The 25,923-nt window shown below is 59.9% G+C and carries 28 protein-coding genes and 1 tRNA gene; 21 read left to right on the forward strand and 8 right to left on the reverse strand.

What is annotated here, in order from left to right:
- The first annotated feature begins 61 nt into the window (after positions 1-61).
- Both ACN2TU_RS10160 and ACN2TU_RS10165 read left to right on the forward strand, forming a co-directional pair.
- Positions 62-997 (forward strand): cation diffusion facilitator family transporter, encoded by a 936-nt coding sequence (locus tag ACN2TU_RS10160; protein ID WP_435156166.1) that lies wholly within the window; start codon positions 62-64, stop codon positions 995-997.
- Positions 998-1,072: 75 nt separating this feature from the next.
- Positions 1,073-1,858: a plastocyanin/azurin family copper-binding protein gene (locus ACN2TU_RS10165; RefSeq protein ID WP_435155095.1), complete on the forward strand. Its 786-nt coding sequence runs from the start codon at positions 1,073-1,075 to the stop codon at positions 1,856-1,858.
- A gap of 58 nt (positions 1,859-1,916) precedes the next feature.
- Here ACN2TU_RS10165 and ACN2TU_RS10170 read toward each other — a convergent pair whose 3' ends face one another.
- Positions 1,917-2,306, reverse strand: a complete 390-nt coding sequence (locus ACN2TU_RS10170; protein ID WP_435155096.1) for a hypothetical protein — start codon at positions 2,304-2,306, stop codon at positions 1,917-1,919.
- Between the two features lie 284 nt (positions 2,307-2,590).
- A complete protein-coding gene (locus ACN2TU_RS10175; protein WP_435155097.1) occupies positions 2,591-3,844 on the reverse strand; it encodes a tRNA (N(6)-L-threonylcarbamoyladenosine(37)-C(2))-methylthiotransferase in 1,254 nt (417 codons plus the stop codon).
- Positions 3,845-3,930: 86 nt separating this feature from the next.
- On the opposite strand from ACN2TU_RS10175, the gene ACN2TU_RS10180 reads away from it, so the two are divergent.
- Positions 3,931-5,154: an outer membrane protein assembly factor BamB family protein gene (locus tag ACN2TU_RS10180; protein ID WP_435155098.1), complete on the forward strand. Its 1,224-nt coding sequence runs from the start codon at positions 3,931-3,933 to the stop codon at positions 5,152-5,154.
- Between the two features lie 312 nt (positions 5,155-5,466).
- Entirely contained in the window at positions 5,467-6,210 is a 744-nt protein-coding gene (locus tag ACN2TU_RS10185; RefSeq protein WP_435155099.1) for a mechanosensitive ion channel family protein, read from the forward strand.
- Positions 6,211-6,243: 33 nt separating this feature from the next.
- Here the strand turns inward: ACN2TU_RS10185 and deoC are convergent, their stop codons facing one another.
- Together deoC and ACN2TU_RS10195 are read right to left on the reverse strand one after the other, a co-directional pair.
- Positions 6,244-6,879 (reverse strand): deoxyribose-phosphate aldolase, encoded by a 636-nt coding sequence (gene deoC, locus ACN2TU_RS10190; protein ID WP_435155100.1) that lies wholly within the window; start codon positions 6,877-6,879, stop codon positions 6,244-6,246.
- Between the two features lie 35 nt (positions 6,880-6,914).
- On the reverse strand, positions 6,915-7,346 hold the full coding sequence (locus tag ACN2TU_RS10195) for a phosphate-starvation-inducible PsiE family protein (RefSeq protein WP_435155102.1): 432 nt from the start codon (positions 7,344-7,346) through the stop codon (positions 6,915-6,917).
- A 76-nt stretch (positions 7,347-7,422) separates the two neighbouring features.
- On the opposite strand from ACN2TU_RS10195, the gene ACN2TU_RS10200 reads away from it, so the two are divergent.
- The 3 genes from ACN2TU_RS10200 to ACN2TU_RS10210 all read left to right on the forward strand — a co-directional run bounded on the left by ACN2TU_RS10200 (position 7,423) and on the right by ACN2TU_RS10210 (position 10,263).
- Positions 7,423-8,376 (forward strand): ribose 1,5-bisphosphate isomerase, encoded by a 954-nt coding sequence (locus ACN2TU_RS10200; protein ID WP_435155103.1) that lies wholly within the window; start codon positions 7,423-7,425, stop codon positions 8,374-8,376.
- 89 nt (positions 8,377-8,465) lie between these two features.
- Entirely contained in the window at positions 8,466-9,278 is an 813-nt protein-coding gene (locus ACN2TU_RS10205) for a DUF63 family protein (protein ID WP_435155105.1), read from the forward strand.
- 97 nt (positions 9,279-9,375) lie between these two features.
- Complete coding sequence (locus ACN2TU_RS10210) at positions 9,376-10,263, forward strand: ATP-dependent ribose-1-phosphate kinase (RefSeq protein ID WP_435155107.1); 888 nt, start codon at positions 9,376-9,378, stop codon at positions 10,261-10,263.
- Here the strand turns inward: ACN2TU_RS10210 and ACN2TU_RS10215 are convergent.
- A complete protein-coding gene (locus tag ACN2TU_RS10215) occupies positions 10,260-10,601 on the reverse strand; it encodes a DUF7968 family protein (RefSeq protein ID WP_435155109.1) in 342 nt (113 codons plus the stop codon). The two genes, ACN2TU_RS10210 and ACN2TU_RS10215, sit on opposite strands and share 4 nt — an antisense overlap.
- A gap of 110 nt (positions 10,602-10,711) precedes the next feature.
- On the opposite strand from ACN2TU_RS10215, the gene secF reads away from it, so the two are divergent.
- The 4 genes from secF (at position 10,712) to ACN2TU_RS10235 (ending at position 14,996) form a co-directional block, all read left to right on the forward strand.
- The gene (gene secF / locus ACN2TU_RS10220; RefSeq protein WP_435155111.1) at positions 10,712-11,566 is read left to right on the forward strand and encodes a protein translocase subunit SecF; all 855 of its coding nucleotides are present in this window, start codon (positions 10,712-10,714) and stop codon (positions 11,564-11,566) included.
- Entirely contained in the window at positions 11,563-13,119 is a 1,557-nt protein-coding gene (locus ACN2TU_RS10225; RefSeq protein WP_435155113.1) for a preprotein translocase subunit SecD, read from the forward strand. The genes secF and ACN2TU_RS10225 overlap by 4 nt, the downstream gene beginning before the upstream one ends.
- Before the next feature lie 114 nt (positions 13,120-13,233).
- Positions 13,234-13,806: a low molecular weight protein-tyrosine-phosphatase gene (locus ACN2TU_RS10230; RefSeq protein ID WP_435155115.1), complete on the forward strand. Its 573-nt coding sequence runs from the start codon at positions 13,234-13,236 to the stop codon at positions 13,804-13,806.
- A complete protein-coding gene (locus tag ACN2TU_RS10235) occupies positions 13,803-14,996 on the forward strand; it encodes a carboxylate--amine ligase (RefSeq protein ID WP_435155116.1) in 1,194 nt (397 codons plus the stop codon). The genes ACN2TU_RS10230 and ACN2TU_RS10235 overlap by 4 nt, the downstream gene beginning before the upstream one ends.
- 16 nt (positions 14,997-15,012) lie before the next feature.
- Here the strand turns inward: ACN2TU_RS10235 and rnhB are convergent, their stop codons facing one another.
- A complete protein-coding gene (gene rnhB, locus ACN2TU_RS10240; protein WP_435155117.1) occupies positions 15,013-15,651 on the reverse strand; it encodes a ribonuclease HII in 639 nt (212 codons plus the stop codon).
- Positions 15,652-15,823: 172 nt separating this feature from the next.
- A complete protein-coding gene (locus ACN2TU_RS10245; protein ID WP_435155118.1) occupies positions 15,824-17,128 on the reverse strand; it encodes a tRNA pseudouridine(54/55) synthase Pus10 in 1,305 nt (434 codons plus the stop codon).
- 130 nt (positions 17,129-17,258) lie between these two features.
- Between ACN2TU_RS10245 and ACN2TU_RS10250 the strand changes: the two genes are divergently transcribed.
- The 10 genes from ACN2TU_RS10250 (at position 17,259) to ACN2TU_RS10295 (ending at position 24,103) form a co-directional block, all read left to right on the forward strand.
- Positions 17,259-18,092, forward strand: coding sequence for an undecaprenyl-diphosphate phosphatase (locus ACN2TU_RS10250; RefSeq protein WP_435155119.1), 834 nt, complete (start codon positions 17,259-17,261; stop codon positions 18,090-18,092).
- A gap of 79 nt (positions 18,093-18,171) precedes the next feature.
- Positions 18,172-19,365: a sugar phosphate nucleotidyltransferase gene (locus ACN2TU_RS10255; protein ID WP_435155121.1), complete on the forward strand. Its 1,194-nt coding sequence runs from the start codon at positions 18,172-18,174 to the stop codon at positions 19,363-19,365.
- 302 nt (positions 19,366-19,667) lie between these two features.
- Positions 19,668-20,579 carry a glycosyltransferase family 2 protein gene (locus ACN2TU_RS10260; RefSeq protein ID WP_435155123.1) on the forward strand — a complete coding sequence of 304 codons (912 nt, stop codon included), beginning with the start codon at positions 19,668-19,670 and terminating at the stop codon, positions 20,577-20,579.
- A 111-nt stretch (positions 20,580-20,690) separates the two neighbouring features.
- Positions 20,691-20,825: a hypothetical protein gene (locus ACN2TU_RS10265; RefSeq protein WP_435155124.1), complete on the forward strand. Its 135-nt coding sequence runs from the start codon at positions 20,691-20,693 to the stop codon at positions 20,823-20,825.
- A 143-nt stretch (positions 20,826-20,968) separates the two neighbouring features.
- Positions 20,969-21,274 carry a hypothetical protein gene (locus ACN2TU_RS10270; RefSeq protein ID WP_435155126.1) on the forward strand — a complete coding sequence of 102 codons (306 nt, stop codon included), beginning with the start codon at positions 20,969-20,971 and terminating at the stop codon, positions 21,272-21,274.
- Positions 21,213-21,809 (forward strand): tRNA (pseudouridine(54)-N(1))-methyltransferase TrmY, encoded by a 597-nt coding sequence (gene trmY, locus ACN2TU_RS10275; protein ID WP_435155127.1) that lies wholly within the window; start codon positions 21,213-21,215, stop codon positions 21,807-21,809. Before ACN2TU_RS10270 ends, trmY begins: the two co-directional genes overlap by 62 nt.
- 50 nt (positions 21,810-21,859) lie before the next feature.
- Positions 21,860-21,932, forward strand: a tRNA-Pro gene (locus ACN2TU_RS10280).
- A 195-nt stretch (positions 21,933-22,127) separates the two neighbouring features.
- Positions 22,128-22,850, forward strand: a complete 723-nt coding sequence (locus tag ACN2TU_RS10285; RefSeq protein ID WP_435155128.1) for a profilin-fold protein — start codon at positions 22,128-22,130, stop codon at positions 22,848-22,850.
- A gap of 111 nt (positions 22,851-22,961) precedes the next feature.
- Positions 22,962-23,663: an SDR family oxidoreductase gene (locus tag ACN2TU_RS10290; protein ID WP_435155130.1), complete on the forward strand. Its 702-nt coding sequence runs from the start codon at positions 22,962-22,964 to the stop codon at positions 23,661-23,663.
- 74 nt (positions 23,664-23,737) lie between these two features.
- Complete coding sequence (locus tag ACN2TU_RS10295) at positions 23,738-24,103, forward strand: VOC family protein (RefSeq protein WP_435155131.1); 366 nt, start codon at positions 23,738-23,740, stop codon at positions 24,101-24,103.
- Between the two features lie 10 nt (positions 24,104-24,113).
- Here the strand turns inward: ACN2TU_RS10295 and ACN2TU_RS10300 are convergent, their stop codons facing one another.
- Positions 24,114-25,784: a hypothetical protein gene (locus ACN2TU_RS10300; protein ID WP_435155132.1), complete on the reverse strand. Its 1,671-nt coding sequence runs from the start codon at positions 25,782-25,784 to the stop codon at positions 24,114-24,116.
- Positions 25,785-25,923: the final 139 nt, after the last annotated feature.

Below are 25,923 nucleotides of genomic sequence, written 5' to 3' on the forward strand. Positions count from 1 at the left end.
GAAAAGACGACGGCCGGTTTCGCCGATATAGCCATACGTCATCCGAACCAATGCAGGCATGATGAACCGGTCGTCTGCCGTTCGCAGTGCAGGAATCGTCGTGCTCTCGGCGAACCTCCTGCTCGCGGTCGCTAAGGGGCTCGTCTGGTTTCAGACCGGGAGCCTCGCGGTCGGTTCCGAGGCGGTCAACAGCCTTTCGGATGCGGTGTACAGCGTCGTCGTCCTCGCCGGTCTGTACTTGACGACGCAACCGCCGGATTTCGACCATCCGCACGGTCACGAGCGGATCGAACCGTTCGTCTCGCTGTTGGTCGCCCTCGGGGTGTTCGCGGCGGGTGGCCTGATTCTCTGGCGTTCCGCCATGTCGCTTCTTTCGGGAGACGTGTCATCAACCACGAGCCTGCTCGCCGTCGGCGTCCTCGTCGGGACTGGTGTCGTCAAATACGGACTCTACTGGTACAGTCTCCGAATCGGCAGCGACGCCAATTCGCCAGCAGTGGAAGCGATTGCACTGGACAACCGTAACGACATCCTCACCGCAGGAGCAGCGCTTATCGGCGTTCTCGGCGCTCGAATCGGAATTCCTGAACTCGACCCACTGGCAGCGGGCGTTGTCTCGCTCGGTATTCTGTACACCGGATGGGAGATCGTCGAGAGCAACGTGGACTACCTCGTGGGACGCGCCCCGTCGGAAGACCTTCGTGCGAAAATCGTCCAGCGGGCGCTCTCGCATCCCGAGGTCGAGGGCGTCCACGACGTCGTCGCCCACTACGTCGGCCCGGAAATCGACGTGAGCATGCACGTCGAAGTCCAGGGCGATAGAACCCTCATCGAGGCGCACGATATCGAAACCGATGTGATGCACTCGATTCAGGCGATTCCCGAGGTAGACGACGTGTTCGTCCACGTCGACCCGAAGGAACTCGGCGAGTGGAAGACGGACGACGAAACCGACCGATTGGCTGAAACGCCGGTTCGGGACGGGGACAGGCGGTAACAATCGTTTTCAGATGGTGGGAGTCGGGTTTCGGTATTTTTTACCACCGTATTGTAGGGAAGGATGCAGGTTCCCATGACCTCCCAACACGACAGACGGACGATGCTGAAGGCAACCGGTTCGATGCTCGCAGTCGGCACCTTCGCCGGTTGTCTCGCCGGTGGACAGCCCGGGTCAGACGGAAAGGCAAAATCCGATGACGAAACGAAGGCGAATACCACGCTCAAAATCGGCCCTGGCGGCAACTTGACCTTCGTCTCCGACGACGTGACGATCCACCCCGGTCAGACCGTCGCGTGGGAATGGAAGTCGGACAACCACAACATCGTGGTCGAAAACCAACCCGAAGGTGCGAACTGGACGGGAACACCGGGGGCGCAGACCAAACTCTACAATACGGGCTATCGCTACACCCACACCTTCGAGACGGTGGGCGAGTACGAATACTACTGCCAACCGCACGAAGCCGCCGGCATGGTTGGTACCGTCACCGTCACGCCCGAAGGGACGAGCGAGACGACCACGGAAACGACGAACGAAGCAAAGCCGCCCGCAACCGAAGACGACCTCCCCATACAAGTCGGCACAAAGGGTGAACTCGTGTTCACCCCCGGAACGGAACGCCCTCTGAAGGTACCAGCGGGAACCGAAGTCACGTTCGTCTGGCAATCCGACACCCATAATATCGCCGTCGAGAGCCAACCTGAAGGGGCAAATTGGAAGGGGTCACTCGGCGATGACGGGAAGACCTACGACGAGGGGTACGAGTACAGTCACACCTTCGATGTGCCCGGCAGGTACGAGTTCTACTGCGTCCCCCACGAGACGGTCGGAGAGAAAGGAACGATTATCGTCGAATAACTTCGATTCGGCCCTCCAAAGCGGTTCGCCACGTTTTGTCCCACGAACTTCGACGGACTCAGTCGCCAATATCGACCGTTCGCTCACCGGAAACGACGCCTTCGATGCGAGCCCCCACTTTTCCATCCTCGCCACCGCTGTATTTCATGCCAAAGGATTTCGTCCACTCGACACGGTCGCCAGCGGCAACTGAGCGAGCGACGATAGTCGATTCGTCGTCGTCCGCGGTGCGGGTCGTCGGCCAGTAGACGGCGGAGAGGAACTGACCGTCGACTTCGGAGACGTTTTCGGCGACCAGCGACAGTTCGACGGACGCCGTTCGAACCGTCGCCTCGAACGATCGCATTTCGAACGTCGGAGCGGGGCGGGCGAGCGTAGCGACCTGTCCGTCGGAGAGCGACCACTCTACCGTGTCGCCAGCGTACTGACACCGAATCACGGCGTCCATGTCGAGTGCCGACGGCTTTGACCGCAGAATTGGGGAGCGAGAACGACTCCGAGGAGTCGGCCGTGGTCACTGCGGTTGTTGATTCATTCGTCGTCTCCTGTGATGACGTCTCAGTAGCTGTTTGAGTCGGCATACCTGCCGGAAAATCGCCGAGAAAGCCAGCAATACCAGTTAGCGTTGCGCCAAGGGTACCCAGAAACAACCGTCGGTCAGTGGAGGGCATCGGCCCGAACTGATAGTCGATACAATAAATGTTTTCTGTCGTTTCTGCTCAATCGACCTATTCAAACCGGCTTCCCGAACGCGTACACCGTCTGATGGCCCGTGATTTCCACGTCAACGAAATCACCGGGTTCGATGCCGTACTCGGTGGCGTTTTGCACGATGACCTGTCGGTACGCCTCGTCGCGGCACTTCACGGAGTCGCCCGTTCCTTCCTCAACGGCCATCACGCGCTTTTCGGTGCCGACCATCTCCTCGTAGGCCGCACCGACAATGTCCATCTTTAGTTCGGACATCTCCTTCGAGCGTTCTTTCTTTATCGTGCCGCCGAGTCCCTTCATCTTTGCAGCGTCGGTGTTCGGTCGCTTCGAGAATCGAGTGACGTTGAGCTTCTCGGGACGCGTCTCGCGCAGGAGCGCCATGCTCTGTTCGTGGTCCTCGTCGGATTCCGTCGGGAATCCGACGATGAAGTCCGTCGAGAGCGTCCAGTAGTCCAGATATTCATCGAACGTTTCGACGATTTCGACGTACTCGCCGACCTGATGCTGTCTGCGCATGTCGCCGAGGACGTCGTTCGACCCCGACTGCACCGGCGCATGGATGAAATTGTACAGTTCGTCGTTGTCGGCGAACACCTGCGCCAACTCCTCGCGGATACCGTGAACGCCCTTCGGGTTCGCCATGCCGACGCGAACGCGGAACTCGCCGTCGATTTCGTTGCAGATGCAGTCAAGGAGGACGTGGAGTTTCCGCTCGCCGCGATCCCACCCGTAGACGCCCGTGTCCTGTCCGGTGATTCTGAGTTCTTTCGCACCTGCGTGGACGAGCGCGCGAGCCTTCTCGACGTTCTCCTCGACGGACGGGGAGTCGATTTTTCCGGTCGCGTGCTTCGTGATGCAGTACGAACAGTCGGACATACAGCCGCGAGCGATGGGGAGGATTCCGACCACACCGTCCAAAACGGGTTCGACGCCGGGGCCAGGCGTCGGACATTCGCCGTTCGTCACCGCCGTCGGCACGTCGTCCCAATGGAGGATTTGGGCGTCGATGTTCTCCGTCTCGAACTCGTCGCCCTGCGCGAGTGCCATACAGCCCGTAATGATGAGGTCTGCCGTCTCCGCTTCCAGTTCTTTGGCCCGGCGAACCATGTTGCGTTCCGTCTTCTCCACGACGGTACAGGAGTTCATGATGGCGACATCCGCCTGCTCGGGTTCCTCAACGCGATAGTGGCCCGCGTCGCGGAGCGCGGACTCTATCTGACGGCTCTCGCCGCGGTTCGAGGTACACCCGTACGTCTCGATGTGATACCGAGCCATTCGGTGTTCGCTTTCGGCTACGCGGGCAAAAGGGCGACGATTGCGGGTGCAGAAAACCTATTACGGCAAATACGAACTGCTGACAAATGTCCTCTGACACCCCTCACAAACCTCCTCGCCGGGAGTTTCTCGCCGTCCTCGGCACGGCGGCCATTTCGGCGACTGCTGGCTGTAACTCCACGTCAGCATCCGACGACGAAGCCGCCACCGTTGCAGGCGGTCGAACCGACTGGCCGACGCTCGGACATGACGGCGCGAACACGGGATACAACCCGAACGCGAGCGGCCCTCGTTCCGGCGCGAAAGTAAAGTGGAAGACCAGAATCGGGATGACGCTCGGCCCGCCGGTCGTCGCCGGTGATCGCGTCTTCCTCACCGAGAGCGACCGTCTCGTCTGTTTCGACGCGAAGAGCGGAAACGAACTGTGGGAGTACGCGCCGGATGACGGCCACACATGGGCGTCGCCGACCGTCAGAAATGGGAACGTCTACGCCGCCGCCACCGACAACGCGGTGGTCGAAATCGACGCAAAATCCGGCACCGAACAACGGCGATTCGAGACGAAAGGAAATGTCGACACCGTACCGCGATTCGACGACGATGGCGAGTTCATGTTCTCCGCAACGAGCGACGGGTGGGTACACTGCTTCGATTTGAAAGCAAATGAACTGGAGTGGCAGACGAAAGTCCAGGGCGAGATTGCGGCTCCGCCAGCAATCGACCCGACGAGTTCCTCGATGTACGTCGCAACCTACTGGGGCGAGGTGTTTGCCCTGTCGAGGACTACCGGCCGAGCGAAGTGGCGACGGAAACTGCCGAGCATCCTCCACGCCGCACCAGCTATCATTGAGAACTCGCTCTACGTCCCTTGTTTCAAGGGGCAAGTGTTCTCCCTCGACACGAACGCTGGAGCGGGGGGAACTAGATGGCAAAGGGAACGCGGTGGTTCGGTCGAACACCACCTCGGGGTCGCGGATGGCAGCGTCTTCGGAACCGACGGCGACGAAGTGTTCGCTATCGACGCCGAGTCGGGAGAGACGCGGTGGACACTCAGTATCGCGGAATACAGTGTGAACTCCCCCGTCATCGCCGGAGACACGTTGTACGTCGGCGACGAAGCCGGGAAGGTGTACGCTATCAAAACCGGCGGCGGAACCGGATACGCTAGCAATCGGTTCGGAGCGGCGCGGTGGAAACGTGACCTCGGTTCCCGCGTTCGACAGGGTCTCGCCGTAGCCGATGGAACCCTTTTTGCTATTACCGAACCCACAGACGCGCCGAAGATGCTCTACGCGCTTGAAGAGCCGTGATGCGGAAACGCCGTCGGAGACGAAATACCCATCAGAAATCCGTTATTAAATGTTAACGGTTCGTATCTTTCATCCCAAAAATACCTGTTCCCCCGACAAACGAGGATGTCTCCCACCTCGAATCCGACCTCTAAGTGGCTCATATTCTGTCATAAGTCATGTTCAAAACGCATATTTTCAGATATTTCCCGGACGAAACTGCACCGAAGTCATTCGTCGTTACTCGATTACCGGTTCGAATTAGGCGGTCAACAACAAACTGGCTGTAGTCCATGTCATCTGTTGCCCACGCGGCAATGGGGGAGAAAAACAATGACTCGACACGACTTCGTTACGGACACAGTACTGCAAGTAGGGGGTCTACCGGGGTGGCTACAGGACCCGATCGCCGGATTCATCGCGTTGATTCCGCGATTGGTCGGCGCTATCGTGATTCTGCTCATCGGCTGGGTTATCGGTCGCGGCGCGGCCGCGGTAGTTAGCAGAATCGCAGACCGAATCGAACTCGACAGGATGGTGCTTGACACGCCACTCGGGCGAATGCTCGGCGGTACCGAAAGCGCAGTATCGGGCGCGTTCGGTAAGCTCGCAGCGTGGTTCGTCTACGCACTGGCGATCCTCGCGGCGGCGAACTTGCTCGCCATTCCGCGGCTATCGTTGTGGGTCGCGGCCGCAGTTTCGTACCTTCCGGCACTGATCGCGGGACTGCTGGTCATCGTCATCGGGTTCGTGGTGGCCGACTTCATCGGCGACGCAATCATGCGAACTCGGGCAGCGACTCACACCGCGTACACACAGTGGTTTGCGACGGGAACGCGGATGTTCCTATACTTCACCGCCATCGTCATCGGTCTGGACACGATGGGAATCGACGTCGGCATCCTGTACGTCTTCGCGCGAGCACTCGCGTGGGGACTCGCCGCCGCCGTCGCTATCGGCGTTGGCGTCTCGTTTGGTTGGGGTGGCCGGGATTACGTGGCGAGCCACATCGACGGCTGGATGTCGAGCGCGAGTCAGGGAACGCCGAGTCCGCAACCGAGCGACGACGACGACTGATCGAAAACGCTCACAAGAAACAGCGGCCGCGGACTATCCGCGGAAATCTTCCACGATTTCGACGCCGCTGCTCGCACCGATTCGCTGCGCACCAGCGTCAAGCATGGCGTTTGCTTTTTGGTAGTCGCCGATTCCACCGCTCGCTTTGACCGGCAGGTATTCCGCCATCAGTTCCACGTCTTCGATTTCAGCGCCGCCGTCGGCGAATCCGGTCGAGGTTTTAACGAACGCGGCGTCGGCCTCCTGTGCCAGTCGGCAAGCGTCGTGTTTCTCCTCGTCGTTGAGTAGCGCGGTTTCAATGATGACCTTCACGGGAATCGGCACCGCCGCGACGATTTCTTCGATGTCGGCTTTTACCGCGCCGTGTTCTCCCGATTTCAGTCGGCCGATGTTGATGACCATATCGAGTTCGTCCGCGCCGTCGTCCCACGCGACGACCGCTTCCTCGCGCTTCGCGTCGATTGCGTGCTGGCCGTGGGGGAATCCGACGACAGTTGCGAGGGGCACGTCCGGGGCGTACTCGTCAGCTTCGGCAACGTAGCATGGAGGGATGCAGGCGTTCATACCGTACTCCTCGGCTTCGTCGAGCACTGTTTTTACGTCCACCAATGTCGTCTCCGGGCCGAGTACTGTGTGGTCGATTGCGCCAGCGAGTTCGGTTTCGTTCATACCGGGGCGGATGAACTGGCGGTGTAAAAACCCCGCTATCGACCGTACCGACCGGACACGAAGAGGGTAAACGCCAACCCGACGAGGAGGAGCGTGTAGGCGACGGCCGCAGTTACTGCGGCGTCGTACGTCGGAAACGCATCGGTTTGAAACGTAATCGCCTTTCGGACGATTGCGATGATGCCGGCGTATACGACGGCTCGGACGACTTGAACCTCCGCCTCGGACTCCACGTAGGCGATGACCGTCTGGTAGATTTCGGCGACGATGAACAGAAGGAGGACGATGTCGAGCAGTTCGATGAGCGTTCGCGGGTCGGTGATTCGTCCCTCACGCACGAGGTTGAGCGCGAGGACACCGAAATCGATGAGACCGACGACGAACAAACCAACAAGTAAGTATGCGGCCACGAGTTCCGCAGCGTGCATCACCAACTTCGAGTACGCCACGGGGGCGTCGAAATCCATAGCATCCGTGCAATTGCCACGACCGTAGACTTTCCGCCGGACTATCTTTTTGTCGATCACTCCCCTAGTGTGAACCATGGAATACGAGATTCACCCCGCCGTCACCGACGCCGCGGACGACATCGCCGACATGGAGATTCGCGGTGCGGCGACAATAGCGGACGCGGCGGCGGCGGCGCTCGGCGAACAGGCGGTAGCGAGCACCGCCGAAACGCCGGCGGCGTTCCAGGCCGAGATGCGAACGGCGGCCCGGGAACTCCACGAAACCCGCCCGACTGCGGTGAGTCTACCGAACGCCCTGCGATACGTTCTCCGAGGGATGGAAGGCGACACCGTCTCCGAACTGCGCGCGAGCGTCGTAGCGAGCGTCGATGAGTTCCGCCGCGAACTCGACCAAGCACAGGACAACCTCGGCCAAATCGGTGCGAATCGCCTCCGTGACGGCGATACCATCATGACACATTGTCATTCGACGGATGCCCTCTCCTGCGTTCGTCACGCGCTGGATGACGGCAAGGAACTCAGCGCCATCGTCAAGGAGACGCGCCCGCGAAAACAGGGCCACATCACCGCCCGACAACTGCGCGAGTGGGGCGTTCCCGTCACGCTCATCGTGGACAACGCGGCCCGACGGTATCTGGACGACACCGACCACGTCCTCGTCGGTGCAGACGCTATCGCCGCCGATGGAAGCGTTATCAACAAAATCGGCACCTCCGGACTGGCCGTGAATGCTCGCGAACGCGGCGTTCCCATCATGGTCGCCGCCCAAACCCTGAAACTTCATCCGGGGACGATGACGGGCCACACCGTCGAAATCGAAATGCGCGACGAGGAAGAGATCCTCCCCGACGACAAACGGGCCGAAATCGGCGACGTGACGGTCGAAAATCCGGCGTTCGACGTGACGCCACCTCGATACGTAGACGCTATCGTCACCGAACGCGGCCAGTTCCCGCCCGAGAGCATCGTAACGTTGATGCGCGAATTGTTCGGCGACCAGCACGGCGGCGAACCGTGGGAACGGTAGCGAAACCTGATTTTACATCGATGACACAGTAGCACGAGAATAGCAGACAGACCGCAAACCTTTCGACACCTCCGTTCACGTGTCGGTGTATGGTACTGCCGGAAGGGTTTGCACTCCCATCGTTGTCATATCTTCTTCCCCTCCTGCTGGCGGTCGGGGCCGTCCTTTGGTCGCTCCGGCGTGCAGAACCGACCATCTCGGAACGAACCGTAGTCGCACTCGCACCGTGGATGGTCGTGGGCGCTGGACTCCACGCCCTGTATCAGGTGCAGGTCATTCCCGAGAGCATCGCACCCCTGTTCGGGACACCAGCGGTGTATCTCACGACGTTCGTCGTCGCTGGCGTCGTCTGGTTGATTTCCCTCCGGCGGTTCACAGCGACGGTTCCGCGGGTGCTCGCGAGCGTCGGTATCGTCGGTATCGCGCTCGTCCTCGCGCTCGCTCTCTGGCACGGCGTGCAAAACGACAGTCTGCGCCTGTTCTGGCCCTTAGTCGCACTCGTCGTCGCCGTGCTGTTCACCGGGGTGCTCTGGGCAATGACACAGTATTTCTATCCACACGTCGCCGTCATCACGGGAGCGGTCGGTGTCCTCACGCTGTTCGGCCACGCCCTCGACGCCGTCTCGACGGCGGTCGGTATCGACGTGCTCAACGCGAGCGAGCGGACGCCCGTCTCGCGGGCCATCCTCGAATTTGCGGAGGTGCTTCCGACTGCTGACGTTATCGGCGTCGGCTGGCTGTTCATCCTCGTCAAACTCGCCATCGCGGAGTTCGTCGTCATCCTGTTCGCGGATTACGTCGCGGAGGAACCGGCGGAGGGGTATCTTTTGCTCGGCGTGGTTGCCGCCGTCGGGCTAGGGCCGGGGGCGCACAACCTCATCCTGTTCGCTATCACGGGATGAACCGTCGGATGCGCTTTCGCCCGAGTCGTCAGGATTTTTTACTGTTGCTCGCGTATCGGAACGGTATGCCGTCCACGAACCGCGATGGGGGAATGCCATGGTTCGAGTCGTAACCGCCGGTCACGTCAACTGGGATGTGACGCTCCGTGTCGATTCGCTTCCGGTACCAGATGGGGAAGCACGTATCACGTCCCAACAGCGCTCCGGTGGAGGGAGCGCCGCGAACGTCTCCGTCGCCCTGTCGAGGATGGGCATCCCGGTTGGACTCATCGGGAGCGTCGGCACGGATGAACACGGATTGCTCGTCCGTCGGGAACTTGACGCCGCAGGCGTAGATTGCACGCATGTCCTCGAAGTGACTGGCACCGAAACGACGACGAAATACCTCATCGTGGACGTGCAGGGCGAGGTGATGGTTCTCGGCAACGAGGGTGCGAACGAGGCAGTCACGCCGAGCGACGTGGAGGCCGAATACGTCCAACGAGCCGACCACCTTCATCTAACGAGTCAACGACCAGACAGCGCGGCGGAACTCGCACGAATCGCGACCGAAGCGGGGTTGACGGTCAGTTTCGACCCCGGCCGTCGCTTAGTCGAACGGGATTACTCACAAGCGCTTGCCTACTCGGATATCGTCTTTCTGAACGACCGCGAGGCAGAAACCCTCCTGGACGAGGATTTAGAACACCCCTCCTCGGAACTCCACGGTCGGGTCGTCGTCATCAAACACGGAAGCAACGGCGCACGAGTGGACACGACGAAAAGGGTCTACACCCATCCCGGATTCGGCGTTGAGTCGGTCGATACAACCGGGGCTGGCGACGCGTTCGCGGCGGGATTCATCACCACGCTTCTCGACGCCGCGGATTACGAGCGGGCGTTGGAGTTCGCCAACGCCTGCGGTGCGCTGGCATCGATGGAACCGGGCGCTCGCACCGCTCCGACGAGGGAGCGCGTCGAGTCGTTTCTCGACGAGCAGTTCTAAAACTCGTTCGGGCCGTCCGCGCTCTGAACTAACCAGCCGCCTTGGATTCCACAGGCTTCCCGAACCTCGTAGACGATTTCGGTATCCGCCCCCATTCTGTCGCCACCCTCGACCGACTCGACGCGAAGCGGAACGTCAAGGGTGTCGCCACAACAACCGACGTCGAGAAACTCCTCCCACACGTCGCCCTCTCGAACCTCGTCTTTGGTTTTGCGAAGATAGGCACGGAACGGACGCTCGTTGAGTTGGAACCGACCCCAACTGCTCAGATCTTCGGGATACGAGACGACGACACTGGTTGCCGTTCGACCCGCTAATTCGGCCTCTTCGGTCGTCATGTAATGACATAGGTATCCGGAGCCTAAATGCGTTATCGCGTGTTTCACACGACACGTTTGGCCACAGTAATTAAGAAGGCTTATTCAGGGCCATCACGCACCCATGTATCATGGTAGAGTTTCAAGTACCGGAAGTCGATTACACCCGGTACTCGAACCGGCAACTCGCGGCGGTTCCGCTCGCCGTCCTCGTGCTGGCCCTCCTCGTGCTCGCCGGGTGGTGGATTGCCACCGGCGCGCCGGTGACACCCGGCATCGAGTTCACGGGTGGTACCGAAATGCGGATTCAGACGACCGCATCGCAGACACAGATAGAATCGACGCTCGACCCCGTCTCGGTTGCGCCGTCCCAATCTGCCCAGAACGAATACGTCGTCACGTTCCAAGGGACGAACACGCAGGCGCTCGAATCGCAGGCTCAACAGGCAGGGTACGACGTGCTCTCGGTGCAGAGCACGTCCGCGAGCTTCGGCGGAAAGTCACAGCAACTCGCGCTGTACGGTCTCGTCGCCGCGTTCGCTGGCATGAGCATCCTCGTCTTCCTCATGTTCCGAACGTTCGTGCCGTCCATCGCTGTCGTCCTCTCGGCGTTCAGCGACATCGTGATTCCGCTCGCACTGATGAACATTGTCGGTATCCCGCTCTCGCTCGGGACGGTGGCAGCGCTCCTCATGCTCATCGGTTACAGCGTGGACTCCGACATCCTGCTCAACAACCACATCCTTCGGCGGTCGGGTGGTTTCTACGAGAGCACCTACCGCGCGATGCGAACCGGTGTAACGATGACGCTCACGTCGCTCTCCGCGATGGCGGTGATGGCGCTCGTGGCGTTCTTCTTCGGCATCAACCTACTCACGTCCATCGGCGTGGTGCTTGTGATGGGATTGGCAACTGACCTGATGAACACGTACATGCTCAACCTGAGCCTCCTTCGCTGGTACAAATTTGAGGGGGTAGCTCGATGAGCCTCCGGAAACAATGGCGCGTCGGCTTGCTCGTCCTCCTCCTGCTGGGGAGTGCGTTCGCGCTGTTCGTTCCGCCTGGAACGGTCTCCGGCGGGAACGACAACGCCGCCCTCAGCAACGAAACCGGCCCGACCAACCTGAAATACGGCCTCGAACTGGCGGGCGGGACACGCATTCGCGCACCGGTCAACGGCGTCACAGCCGAGAACGTGAAAATCCCGAACGGAACGGGACAGGCGGCCGTCCAGAACGCCGTTGCGGGGAACATATCCGGCGTCGAACAGAGTGACGTGATGATTCGGTCGAGCCAGTCGGGCGTCACCATCGAAGTGTTCACGGAGAACGCGACGACCGGACAACTGAAATCCGCGCTCGACAACGCGGGCATCGGCTACGAGAAAGTTCGTGAAGGAGTGACCGAGCAAACCCGAAGCGAAATCGTCCGGACGCTCAGCGACAAGATTTCGAAGTCCGGACTCGCGGGTGGTCGCGTCCAACAGGTGTCGTCGGGTGACGACCACTTCATCCAGATCGAGATGCCGAACACGAACCAGTCACAGATGAACGATCTGGTCACCGAACGCGGGAAGGTTTCCGTCGTCGCGCACTATCCGACCGGCAACAACAGCTACAACAACACGACGGTGCTCGAACAGGATTCGTTCACCAGCATCGGGCAAGCGGAGCAAGACCCGAACGGCAACCCGTACATCTCCGTCACGCTCACTCCCGAAGCCGCGAACGAGTTCGTCCGCGTGATGAAGGAAAGGGGATTCACGAGTCGCCAAGGAATCGGAGCCTGTAGCTATCCAGAAACGAACGCCAGTCAAGGCGGCTACTGTCTGTATACGGTCGTCGACGACCGGGTCGTCTACGGTGCGTCGATGGGAGCCGACCTCGCGCCGTCCATCCAGAGCGGCGAGTTCGAACAGCAACCCACGTTCCGGATGCTGACGACGAACATGTCGGAAGCCCGTCGCCTGCAGATCAACCTCCGCGCCGGTGCGCTCCCGGCGGCGCTCGACACGCAGGAAGGGACGACGACCTACCTCGCGCCGAGCCTCGCCACGGAGTTCAAGACGTACTCGCTCATCGCAGGTATCGCCGCGGTGTTTGCCGTGAGCGGCACCGTCTTCGTCCGATACGGGAAGAAAGAGGTCGCGCTGCCGATGATCGTCACCGCGCTCTCCGAGGTGGTCATCCTGCTTGGCTTCGCCGCGGCGGTCGAGTTACCGCTCGACCTCTCGCACATCGCGGGGTTCATCGCCGTCATCGGAACCGGGGTGGACGACCTCATCATCATCGCCGACGAGGTAATGAGCGAAGGGGACGTCCACTCCTCGCGTGTCTTTCAGTCGCGCTTCCGCAAGGCGTTCTGGGTCATCGGGGCCGCCGCCGCGACGACCATCATCGCGATGAGTCCGCTGGCGGTGCTCTCGCTCGGCGACCTCCAAGGGTTCGCCATCATCACCATCCTCGGCGTGCTCATCGGTGTGCTGGTGACGCGTCCGGCCTACGGTGACATCCTGCGCTACCTGCTGACGGACAAATAACCCAGTTTTCTCGTCGTTTGATTGCCAGTACTCTCTGCCTACGAGCGTCGTAGGGGCTGTTTACCCTCGCAACAGTGTCGTGCCTATAACACCGCGAGCGTCGAACCCCCAACGATGCTACAACACCTCCAGCACGGCAGACGGCGACTCGCCGTGGAGATGGAGCGCCTCCGCCTTCGACCGGATGCGCATCCCCGAAATACGAACGCCGCGATTCGCTCGCTCCCGTCCGAACCGGCAGTTTGTTTTCTCTGTCTTGGAAACATCTGTCGCAGTCCCCTTGCGGAGCGATATTTTCGAGAACGGCTGTCGGATGCCGATTTCGACTGCGCGACGGTTCGGTCGGCCGGGTTCATCGATAAAGAAGGGCGGTCGAGTCCCGACGCCGCGGTGTCAGTGGCTCGTGAGTTCGGCGTCGATTTGACCGACCATCGGTCACAGTGCGTCGATGACGACCTACTCCGCGAAAGCGACATCGTCCTGTTGATGGATGCATGGAACTACTGGTATTTGAAACGGGGGTACGAGAACGAACTCGACAAAGCGTACTTCCTTCGGTCGTTCGTCGAGGACGAAGATTTCGAAATCGAAGACCCCTACAGCGCCAACGAGGCGACGTTTCGGCGCGTTTACGGCGAGGTAACTGGTGCTGTCGATGGGTTGCTCACTTCACTGGAGGATAGATGAGCGTCGTCGTTCCGGCCATTGCGGCAGGCAGCAGCCTCGCCTGTATCAGGTCACTCGGCCGCCGGGGAATTCCGGTGATTGCGGCGGGCGAATCAGGGGATTCGCCCGCGTTCGATTCGAAGTACGTCAGCGAGAAGGTTCGAGTTCCCGCACCCACGGCCGATATTTCGGGATACCGGGACGGCCTGCTCTCGCTGGCCGAGCGGGACGACGTGGAAACCATCGTCCCGCTTCGGGAACCCGAATGCTACGTGCTCTCGAAATACCGCGACTCGTTCGCGGAACACATCGCGACGCCGTGGCCAGATTTCGAGACGATGGAATTCGCTCATGACCGAAATCGACTGTTCCAGCGCGCACGGGAAGTCGGTATCCCCGCGCCCGAAACGCGCCTCCTTTCGGATTGGGACGACTGGAAGGGTGAGACCGTCGTCAAATCCCGGTACACGGTGCTCGTACGGGACAACCGGACGATGTATCCCGGCGTCAAGTTCGTCTCCGGCGAACCCGACACCAACCGACTGACCCGGGAGATGGGTCACGAACCGATCGTACAGGAGTGTATTCCCGACGGGTCGGAGTACGGGTTCTTCGCACTCTTCGACCACGGCGACCCGGTTGTCACGTTCCAACATCGTCGAATACGGAGTTACACCTATTCCGGCGGTGCGAGCGTCTTCCGCGAATCGGTGTCGCATCCGAAACTCCACGAGCAGGGGCTACGACTCCTCTCAGCCCTCGACTGGCATGGCCCCGCGATGGTGGAGTTCCGACGCGACCCACGTGACGGGCAGTTCAAACTGCTCGAAGTGAACCCGCGATTTTGGGGATCACTCCAACTCGCAGTCCACGCCGGTATCGATTTTCCCTCCCGCTACTACCAACTCGCCACGGGTGTCACGAACCCCGATTCGGGGTACGAGACCGGCGTCGGCAGTCACATTCTGCGGGGAGAACTCGTCTACCTCGTCAGCCTTCTCCGTGACGACTACGATCACGTCGAACGTCCCTCGATTCCGGGTGAAACACTGAAAGTGTTCGCCTCGCTTCTGGCCGAACCGAACTTCGATTACGTCTCCGTAGACGACCCGAAACCGTTCACTCGGGACATCGTGAACCTCGTCGATGGAATGGCACCGGCGGAATTCGGGCCGGTGAAACGTGCGGTTTCGGCACTGGTCGGGAAGTGACGAAAAGAATCGCCGCTCAGAACTGGTCGAGTGCGGACTGCTCGCGGGCGGCCAATGCGTCTTTGCTCGTCTGCCACGAGGTGCGGGCGCAGTCGGGTAACTCGCCGTGGGATTCGACGTACTCGCGGATGAACGTCCGCGTCTTCGGGTCGCTCGGATAGCCGCTCCCCACCTCGCCGTGTTTCTCCGCGATTCGGGCGACGTGTGCATCCCGTTCGACTTTGGCGACGATGCTCGCCGCGCCGACGATGGCGTGGATTTCGTCCGCACCGTGTTCCGCTGTGATTTCGACAGTAGGTTCGACACCGTCCGCAACTCGCCGAGCGAATCGTTCTTCGCTGGTGTCACAAGCGTCCACGATTCCCCGTGCACCGTCGTCTGCGACCCCTGAGATTGCCTCGGCGTGCGCTTCGACGGTGAGGGTGTTCATGTCGCTCTCGGTGTCGTCGATGCAAGTCGTGGGTATTTCCGCCACGCCGACCCGAACCGCATCGTCCGCACGAAGCAGTTCCGCGAGTTCCTCGCGGCGCTCCGGCGAGAGATTTTTCGAATCGTCGATACCCGCCGGGAGGTCGACGGCATCTTCGATGACGACGGCCGCGGCGAACATCGATCCCAACACCGGTCCTCGACCCGCTTCGTCTACCCCGAACACGACGAGATGATGGATCTCTCGTTACATGGGCGTTTCTGATTCGACCTGTGAGGGGAGTCGGGAGTGGCCGAATTGTGGATGTAGAATTGGGGTGGCATGCGCCTAGTGATTGTGTTCGTCGTATCGGTACGACAATCGTGGTCGCATCACAGTTTCACCGACAAACCCGAACTCACTCCCGCAGGTATTCGCCGTCGTCGAAGAGTTCGTCCTCCCCTTCAACGGCAATCACGTCCAGCGCGGTCACTTCGGCATCGACATCGAGTAATCCTGCCAAACTCGGCTCCGTTCGTCCCTCATCGCCGCTCACGAGTTCCTTGATGTACAGGCCGCCTTCGCCGTGGATTTCGACTTCGCCGTGCGTCTCGTCTTCAAGGTGACCGTCGATTTCGTACACTTCTCGCACGCGAGTGAGGTTCGCCCGGCGGTGGTCAACCCGGTTCGGCGTGAACTGCTCGATGGTCGCACCCTGCAGTTCCGCAATGGCATCGGCGAGGTCGTCCTCGGAGACCGGGGCGTCGAATTCGACCTGCGCCCGGTAGGTCTTGCTCGCGTCGAGTTCCTTCACTCGCTCGACCATCTCGTGGGTGGCGAGGGTGAGACCATCGACCTCCGCCTTGCCGTCGGCGAACTCGTTGATTTCCGCCTCAAGTGCGGTCGTGTCGGGGGTTCGCTGTTTCGGTTTCTTGACTTCGATGACGAATGGACGGCCCGTTCCGAGCATCAGAGCGTCTACGTCCTCCCGCCCTGCGCCGTGGAAGAGCGCTTCGTCGCCGTCCATCGCGTCGAGTACCGGGGGCGTCGTCAGTTCTTCCACGCTCTTGCTGTAGAGGTAGCCGTCGCCGCCACAGTAGTCACAGGGTTCCTCGCCACCGCCTTCGGCGAGCTGCTTGCCCGACCCGCCACATTCCCGGCAGGGCCACTCGGTCTGTGGAATGTCGCGTTCCAGTTTTCGGTAGCGCCCGAAGACGAACGCCGGATTGATTTGCACGTCAACGTCGCCGCGTTCGAGGTTGAGCAGTGCGAGTACGTCGGGTCGCTCGAAATCGACTTCCGTGCCGGTCAGTTTACCAACGCGCTTGCCGACTTCGCGGTTGTACTCGGATTTGAACAGTTCGCCCGTGTCCTCGGAGAGGTCGGCCAAATCCCGGAGCAGTGCCTCGTTTTCCTCGATAAGTGGTGGGGTTCGCGTTCCGACCTGGTACGTCTCGAAGTCGATTCCTGCGAGTGCATCCGCGACCTGTTCGGCATACTTTTCGAAATCGTTCGTCAGTCCCTCACAGACCCAGCACTCTTCGCTCGACTCCTCGAAATCCTCGAAGTCTTCGTCGTCTTCCAGTGCAACCGCCATTCGGAGCGAGTGGCCACGTTCCGTGTTCGACAGGCCAAAACTCCGGTCTGCGAACTGGCGACCCAAACAGGCGTCGCACACCGGCCCCTCGTCGATGACCCGCCGCGCCGCGGAAAGTACGTCCATGTTGTTTCCGTGGGAGTCACGCGGTAAACCGGTTTCCGATTCGGTTGAACGGTCGATCACAATTCGACAATCGGACCGACCTTACAGCAAACCGAATCGAATTTCCAGCCCCACCGACCACACGAATCCAATGTGGAATCGGACACTCGTCGTCGCCCTTGTCGCCGGAATCCTACAAGGCATCTTCGAGTGGCCGCCCATCTTCAGCGAGGGAAATCTCGTTCTCTTTCTCACCGCGATGGGCGAGAATCCCGCGATTGCGGTTCAGTTTGTACTGTTTCTCCACGCCGGAACTGCTATCTCGGCGACGGTGTACTATCGCGACGATGTGGCCCGAATCTTCCGGTCGATTCCGAACCTACGGTCGGGTTCCGCGTTCCGGAGTGGTTCGGCCGGGCACGATACTGCCGAATTGTCGTTTCTGGCGGTCGCAACCGTCGTCTCCGGCGTCATCGGTATCGCTTCCTACCGAACCCTCGGCGCGATGGTGAGCGAACTGGCGGGAGGAACGTTCGTCGCACTCGTCGGGATGCTGCTCGTCGCAACCGGCATCCTGCTCAAAACCGCCGACGGATTCGAACTTCGAAATCGAGAGTCGTCGACGCTCACCGACGCTTTGCTCGTCGGCGCGTTGCAGGGCATCGCAATCCTGCCCGGCATCTCACGCTCGGGCACGACCACGAGCGTGCTTCTGTTTCGCAGTTTCGATGGTGTGTCGGCGTTTCGGCTGTCGTTTCTGCTCTCGATTCCGGTCGCTCTCGGAGCCGGTGCGCTGAGCCTGCTCGATGCGGGTATTCCGGCAATTGCGCTGTCCTCGACGCTCGTGGCCGTTCTCGCTAGTGCAGTCATCGGTTACCTCAGTATCGACGGCCTGCTCAGAGTGGTCGAACGCGTCACTTTCTGGGGAGTCTGTATCGGCCTCGGAACGGTCGCAGTACTGGGTGGGCTTATCGTGGCGATGTGACGCACCGTGTTTCGCCAACGGCGGCCTAACGCTGAACCGCCCCGAACGCTGAAATCGGATGTCGTTGACTCTATTCTCTATGACAGCCAGTTCTGCTGTCGTGTTGGCGGCGGGGGAGGGAAAACGACTACGACCACTCACTCGGCATCGTCCAAAGCCGATGCTTCCAGCGGGAACACGTCCAGTGCTCGAATACGTCCTCGATGCGCTCGTCGATGCAGGCGTGGAGAAAATCGTTCTCGTGGTCGGATATCGAGGTGACCGCATACGCGACCACTTCGGTTCGGCATATCGTGGTGTGAGCGTTTCCTACGTCGAACAGGACAAACAACTTGGAAGCGGTCACGCGCTTCTCTCGGCACGCGACAGCGTGGGAGACATCTTTCTCGTGGTCAACGGCGACCAGATAATCGAGTCAGAGATGGTTGCTGCGGTGCGCAGCGCGTTCGAGCGCGACCGGTCGATTGCGACACTCGCCGTCATCGAACGCGGCGACATTAGCGAGTACGGTGCAGTCTTGATGGACGGAACGCAGGTGCGTGAAATCGTCGAACCCGCGACCACCGACCACCGATTGCTCAATGCGGGCGTGTACGCCTTCGACGGACGAATCTTCGATGCTATCGAGGCGACGCCGAGCGTAACGGGTGAACTGTCGTTGACTGACTCCCTCAGCCGCGTCGTCGCCACGGAGGCCTCGATTCGGGGTGTCCGCACGAATGGCCTTTGGGTCGATGCGACGTATCCCTGGGATTTGCTCGACGTAAGTAAAGAACTGCTCGTCCGGGGACAAATTTCCGAATCACGTCGAGACGAGCGTGTTTGGGTTGCAGACACCGCTCGGGTTCACGATGCCGCAGTGCTCCAGCCACCCGTCGTGATCGGCCCGGACTGTGACGTTCACCCCGGTGCCGTCATCGGCCCATACGTCTCACTCGGCCAAGGCACCAGAGTCGGTTCGAACGCCGTCGTCCAGCATTCGGTTCTCGACAGCGACAACCGAATCGGTGCAAACGCGACCCTCGTGGACTGTGTGACCGGCCAGGGCGTCCATCTCGGACCGGGGTGTACGATACCGAGTGGAGCCACCGACGTGTATGTGAATGGCACCATTTTCGAAGACCAGCAACTCGGTGCCCTGCTTGCAGACCGCGTTCAGGTCGGAGGAAACGCGAGTTTCGCACCCGGAACGCTGGTCGGGACGGGTGCACGAATCGAACCGGGGGTCTCAGTAACAGGCACGGTCGAAGAGCGCGAAACGGTCGTCAATTAGTGACCAGTACCTGCCACAATTTTTTTACTCGGTTCCGGAGTAGCGTCGCCTACAATCAGGTCTACGTTGGGTCGAAATCGGGCAGTAAGGAGCGACTGCGTCGCAATAGCGTACTAAATGATACGAAGACACGATGAACGAATCGATCAACGGTGTATCGGTACTGAACAGCAGGAAAATGACAGTCATTCCGAGACGTTTTGTTCGGGTAGGTGTGTGCCGAGCACACACTTGTCAGACGTGGTACGCACCGCGTTGGCGGAATCGAAGGGGCTATAAGCGTGCTAGAACAGTCTGATGATATGGCTTCCGAGCGGCCGTTTGTCTCCGTCATCATCCCCGTGTATAACGACCCGAGGGGGATTCGTATGACTCTCGATGCCGTCACGAATCAGACGTATTCTCCCGAAGGGTACGAAATCCTGGTTGTCGATAACGGGTCTACTGACAACACCAGAGATGTTGTTCGGAAGTACTCCGAACGATTCCCTAATCTCGTGCATTTGTTGGTCGAAGACGAGGTACAAGGCCCTGCGGCCGCACGAAACGCCGCAATCCCGCAAACGAACGGGTCACTCTTGGCGTTCATCGATGCGGATATGACCGTCGAAGAGACCTGGCTCGAAGACGCCGTCGCGTCGATGGAATCCAACGATTGGGACTACATGGGCTGTAACGTCGAAATCTACATCGAAGACGGCAAGGATACCCTCACTGCGAAGTACAACCAGATTTTCGGCTTCCCGATTCGAAAGTATATCGAGGACAGACACTTTTCCGGAACGGGGTGTCTCGTCGTTCGCGACACGGTGTTCGACGAAGTCGGCGACTTCGACGAGCGACTGTTCTCCGGCGAAGACCAAGAGTTCGGCAATCGGGTGTACGACGCCGGTTTCGACCAGCATTACCAACCCGCGATTACGATGTACCACCCCGCTCGGTCATCGCTTCTCGAACTCCTAAACAAACATTTCCGACTCGGTCGGGGTCGTGCACAGATGCAGCGATACCATCCTGAGCGCGTCGAAAAACCGAGTTTGTTGAATCCGCGGAACTATCTCCCACCGCATCCGATCCGATTCTACAAACGGGTCACGTCCTCGGCATCGCTCGCGTGGCACGACGTTCTGTTGCTCTTTTTCATCGCCTATCTGAAACGTCTCTCCGCCACGGCGGGATGGGTGCACGAGCATTTCACCGAAGGCGACGACTAAATTCGGATCATCCCTTTTCGATGTGACTTGCATTCGATACCAACCCGAGACGGCGGTTCGGCGATTAACGTCTCAATAATAAGTTCGAATACCGGTGAACGTACGTCGTAAATGGCGTCCCGTTCGCCACAGGTCAAACTCACCACCCTCGTCGTTGTCGTCGTTTTCGTCATTCCGAGCGGCGTCTGTGTTGCCGACGAACTCGGAACAGCGGCCTCGAAAAGGGGAGGAGCGAAACGACTGTAGCAGATGGCACTACAACGATGAACCGACGACCGCCGACGGGCAAACCGCAAACGAATCAACCCCGACGTACTCATCGACCTCCACTCGTCGTCCGGCATTTACGGTGTTCACGAGATAGGGTTGGACAGGCAATCTTCCCGACTATGACCGGCACCGCGGTCGAAGATGCAAACCACACCATCGAGTATCTGAACCGCGAGCACGTCGCCGACAACCGACCGAAATACGAGTTCAAACGCGGGAACGCCCTTTCCGGTCGCGACCACTCGCTCGTCCGGAATTTTGCGGGCAACAGGTACAGAACGGGCTTCATCATCGAGACGACCAGACACGAGACGACGCTCGAATTCAGCAAGCGACTTACCGTGCCGCGCACAGCATCCGAACATGCGACAGTTCATCGTCCTCGGTCACGAGGCCCCGACGACTCCCGATTTTTCGTTAGATGACCTTGCCGGGTCAGCAGGCCGACTCGACGCCCTCTGCCGTTGTGTCAACAGTGCCTTTTTCCTCTCGCACGACTTTCGCAGCGATGTCCGCCTCTTTCTCGTCCTGCAGGACGAACTGACGATTCGATTCGAGGGGGACGAACTCCGCCGACTCAACCCCGACGAGCGAAGCACCGCCGCCCTGATTCGGAAGGCGTTGGAGGCGAAATCGGAGGCTATCGGCCACATGGAAGCCGAGAGCACGCCCGGCGTCTACATCTCGAAGCGCGATTTCGAGGCGGTGCTCGATACGGCAAGCAGGGATTCCACGGTAATCGAACTGCACGAGGACGGCAGTCCGGTGGTCGATGTCGAACCGCCCGAACGCCCGCTGTTCGTCCTCTCCGACCACGGCGATTTCACCGAGGAGGAAGCCGACTTGCTCGCCGAGAAATCCGACCAGCGCGTTCGACTGGGGCCGAAACTCGTCCACGGAAATCACGCGATGACGGTGGCCCACAACTATCTCGACACGAAAGGGTACACCGACTACTGACACCGAAATTCCGGAACCGTTAAAGCCGGGTATCGCCATTTCCCAGATGCGGGCCGGTGGGGTAGCCTGGTATCCTTCGGCCTTCGGGTGGCCGTAACCGCGATTCGAATTCGCGCCGGCCCACTTTTCCCGCAACGTCATAACGACGAGCGATAGCGAGGAGTCTGCGTTGTGGAAATCGAGGAGGAAACCCTCCCGAACGATTTTCGGTCGAGGAACGGTTGCTCGGCTTGGAGTTGGTTCGACCCCGAGCGACGGCGAGCCGTCGTGAAAACCGAGTCACCACCGTTATGCCCGTGACATCCCTACCCACATAGAATGACTGAGGGAATCGACTTCGACGTCACGGAAACCGCCAGCGTCGCCGAGGAGCGGGACGCGGTCGTCTCGGCGGTCACGCAACACGCGGGGGAAATCGCACGCGAACTCGCACTGCTACAGGGCGGGGATTACGGCCAAGCGACCTTCGACACGAACGGGGGAAAGTGGACGCTCAAATACGAGGCTGGTGACATCCAGTATCTCCGATTCAAAGGGAAATCCGGCGGCGAAACTTACGTCGTCTCGTCGAAACAGCCGCCGGATCCGGATGACCTCGCCGACGCGATGCAGGATTACGAAGCGTTCGTGCGGGCGTACAACCGACACGTCGAATCGAAGGAGGGTGTGCTGGATGGTGTGTCAAGCGACTTCCCGCCGATTTCCTCGACCGATTCGGTCGTCGCCGAACGGGATCGTATCGTCGGCCGCATCCGAGACGTTGCCGACACCATCGCGGGGGAACTGCACCGCTACGATGGTGTGGATTATGGAACGTTCACCACGCGAGTGGGCGGCCAACGGTGGGAGTTAAAGCGTGACCACAGTTCGGTTTCGTACCTTCGCGTCGGCGGACAGGGTGGTACGTACCTCGTCTCACAGTACGAACCGCCGTCGGCACCCGATGTTCGCGAACTCGCCGACGACTTCAGGGGGTTCGTCGAGGCGTTCAACGACCATGTGGACGAGTTGGAAGCGGACCTGTCGAAAGTCTCGCTCTGAATCGGGAGGACGCGAAAACGACCGAGACATTCGAACGCGGAAACGAACACGAAACAGTCCGATTTTCGCCCGTTTCCGAACACACAAACCCACACCGACCGACGCATCGGTATGGACGAAAACGTCGCAATCGTCACCGCCGCAGGTCGCGGAATCGGTGCGGCATGTGCCCGAAGGCTCTCGGATGATGGATACACACCTGTGTTGCTGTCGAAGTCCGGGTCGGCAGTCGATGTGGCGGAGGATATCGGCGGCGTCGGATTCGAAGGGTCGGTCAGCGACCCCGACGACCTCTCCGCACTCGTGGAGGCTACAGACGAACGATTTGGTCGCATCGACGCCGTTGTGAACAATACCGGCCATCCGGCGACTGGCGACTTGCTGGACATTTCGGACGAAGAGTGGCACGACGGACTCGACCTGGTTCTCTTGAACACGGTTCGGATGGCGCGACTCGTGACCCCGATTATGGAAGCACAGGGAGGTGGCGCGTTCGTGAACATTTCTACCTTTTCGGCGTTCGAACCGAGCAGTGAGTTTCCGGTTTCGTCGGTACTTCGTGCAGGTCTCGGGAGTTTCACCAAACTTTACGCAAACCGATACGCCGAGTCCGGGATTCGGATGAACGCCGTGCTACCGGGGTTCGTGGATAGCTACGAGGTCGATGCGGACACGAGAGACCGGATTCCGATGGGACGTCCCGCGACCACGTCCGAAATCGCGGACACCGTCGCCTACCTCCTCTCCCCGGCAGCGAGTTACGTGACCGGCCAGAATGTCCGGGTAGACGGCGGCCTCACGGACAGCGTCTGATTTCCGTCGGCACCACGGTCACTTTTGCCGCCCTTCAGATACGGTTATCTCACTCATCCGAGAATGTCGGACGAATGTCATCGACGACAATCGAAAACCGAATCGGTTCCGTGTTCGTCCCCGTCTCCGACATGCAACGCGCAATCGAATGGTACTCCGTCCTCTTCGACCTACCGGCGGACGAATCGAGCCACGACGGAACGATTTACAATGTGGAAATGGCTGGCGACGTGAATCTCACGCTCGATTCGAATCGTCCGGTCGAGAACTCCTCGCAACCGCTGTGTTACTTTTGGACGGACGATATCGAGGAGACACACGATTTCCTCATCGAGGGAGACATCTCCATCGTGATGGAACCGGAGAACATCGGGAGTGTGACATTCGTCACGTTCGAAGATCTAGATGGAAATCGACTGATGGCTTGCCAAGCGAACTGAAACTGGCGGTTTATCCGGATTCGTTTCCGGAAACGGATTCGTCGCTGCTCTCGGGAGTTTTCGACGCCGGTTCGACCGCTGGTTCCTCGGGGGCAGGTGATGACTCCGTCGCCGGATTCGACGGTTCCGGTGTCCGACTTTGTATCACTTTTGGAGATTGCCGTTCCGTCGTCGAATCGAACGAGTCCGCCGTCGGCTCCGACGACTCCGTCGCCGAACCAGATGATTCCGTCGTCGATGGTGGTTCTTCCGTCGTGGTTCTCGTCCGCTCGGTCGTCGTTTCGGTCGTCGGTTGCTGCGTGGGGCGAATCGCTTGGTCACAGGCGTTCATATTCGGTTGTCGTTTCGAAATCGCCGGTCTTACAGCACCCAATTCGTATGCACTGATGTTGGTGATGACGAACCCAGCGGCGCTATCCACGTCACCGACGTTCGACTCGTCGATTATCGTTCGTCCACGCACCGGGCCGATTTCGTTGTAGGACGTCGCAATTCCCTCCGGTGTGTACCACGACGAACTGATCGTGATTCGCTCGAACGAACCCGTCACACGTGCTCGGTCGCAGGCAAGGAATTCGATACCGCTCGATGGGTTGTCTTCGTCGTTCAGTGGTTTGGTGTCGTCCGCTTGAATGTCGAAGTCGTCCGGGTCTATCCGGCGGCCGTTCAGGAATACCCTCGCACCGCTCCCGATTCGAAATCGCTCGATTTCGCCGGAAAACCGATACGCGTCACCTCCCCCGGCGACTACACCGCGAACGCGGCGCTTCGAAATCCTGTCTTCCCGGTCGATAGTGACGTGTCGGTCGGCAATCGGTGCGTCTCCGCTGCTACCGCTCTTTTCGACCTGCCCGCTAACGGCGAATTCGTACCGAATGGGGTTTCGAGGGCTCCCACCGACGATGACGAGGTGATTCGGGAGCGTCTCTGATTGGCCCTTCGCCGAGACCGTCATTTCGTGCTCCCGGCACCACGATCCTGCGAAAGGGTTATCCGCGGTGAACTGCGCTGGCTGTCCCGGTGTCTGCAGTTCCCGTGTATCGATGCTCACCGAGTCGATGGCGAACGGGTACGGTGCATGTTCGTCGATAGGACTGATGAGTGTCGTTCCCCGAATCGGTCCATCGAACAACCAGTTCGTGCCGAGTCCCGTCGCGTCCCAAAAACTTGTGTGCATTCTGATACTGCGGAAGTCCCCCGTCACTCGCACGGTTCGACAGTCGAGAAATTCGATGGGCGTCTCTATTGCCGGCGCGTCTCCGAGTTCGGTTGGTCGGACTCGCTGACCGTTCAGAAATACCGAGACCTCTTTAATACGTTCGGCTGACAACGAAACCCGAAACCGAACGAGACGCCCCGTGAACCAATACGCGTCCCCGCCGCCGGCAATCGCCCCACTCGCGTGAGTTCCGTCGCGGGAGATGGTGTCTTCGTCGTTCACGCCAACATGGCTATCCGAAATCGGCGCACCACCAGACTCGCCACTTTTTTCGAGACGACCACTGACTGAAAAGGCGTACTCGATGACGTTCCGCGAACCGCCACCGTAAATGATGATGTGGTTAGCCATCTGTCCCGCTCTAATTCTCATTCCCGCCGCCCCGCGTCGTCCCACCTGAAATCCGCCCAACAACAGTGCGGTGGTCGAGAGCACGTTACGGCGGCTCAAACGTGATTTCATGAATCGTCTCCCCGGATTCGAGGGGTGACAGAATAAAACGCGAGAATCGTTCGATTTGCTACACTACGTGACAACGACGGCTTACCGTGGTGCTACGTGAACGGTGCGAAGTATCCCGAACCTACCGGCGTCGAACGTC

Source organism: Haladaptatus marinus, assembly GCF_051194195.1.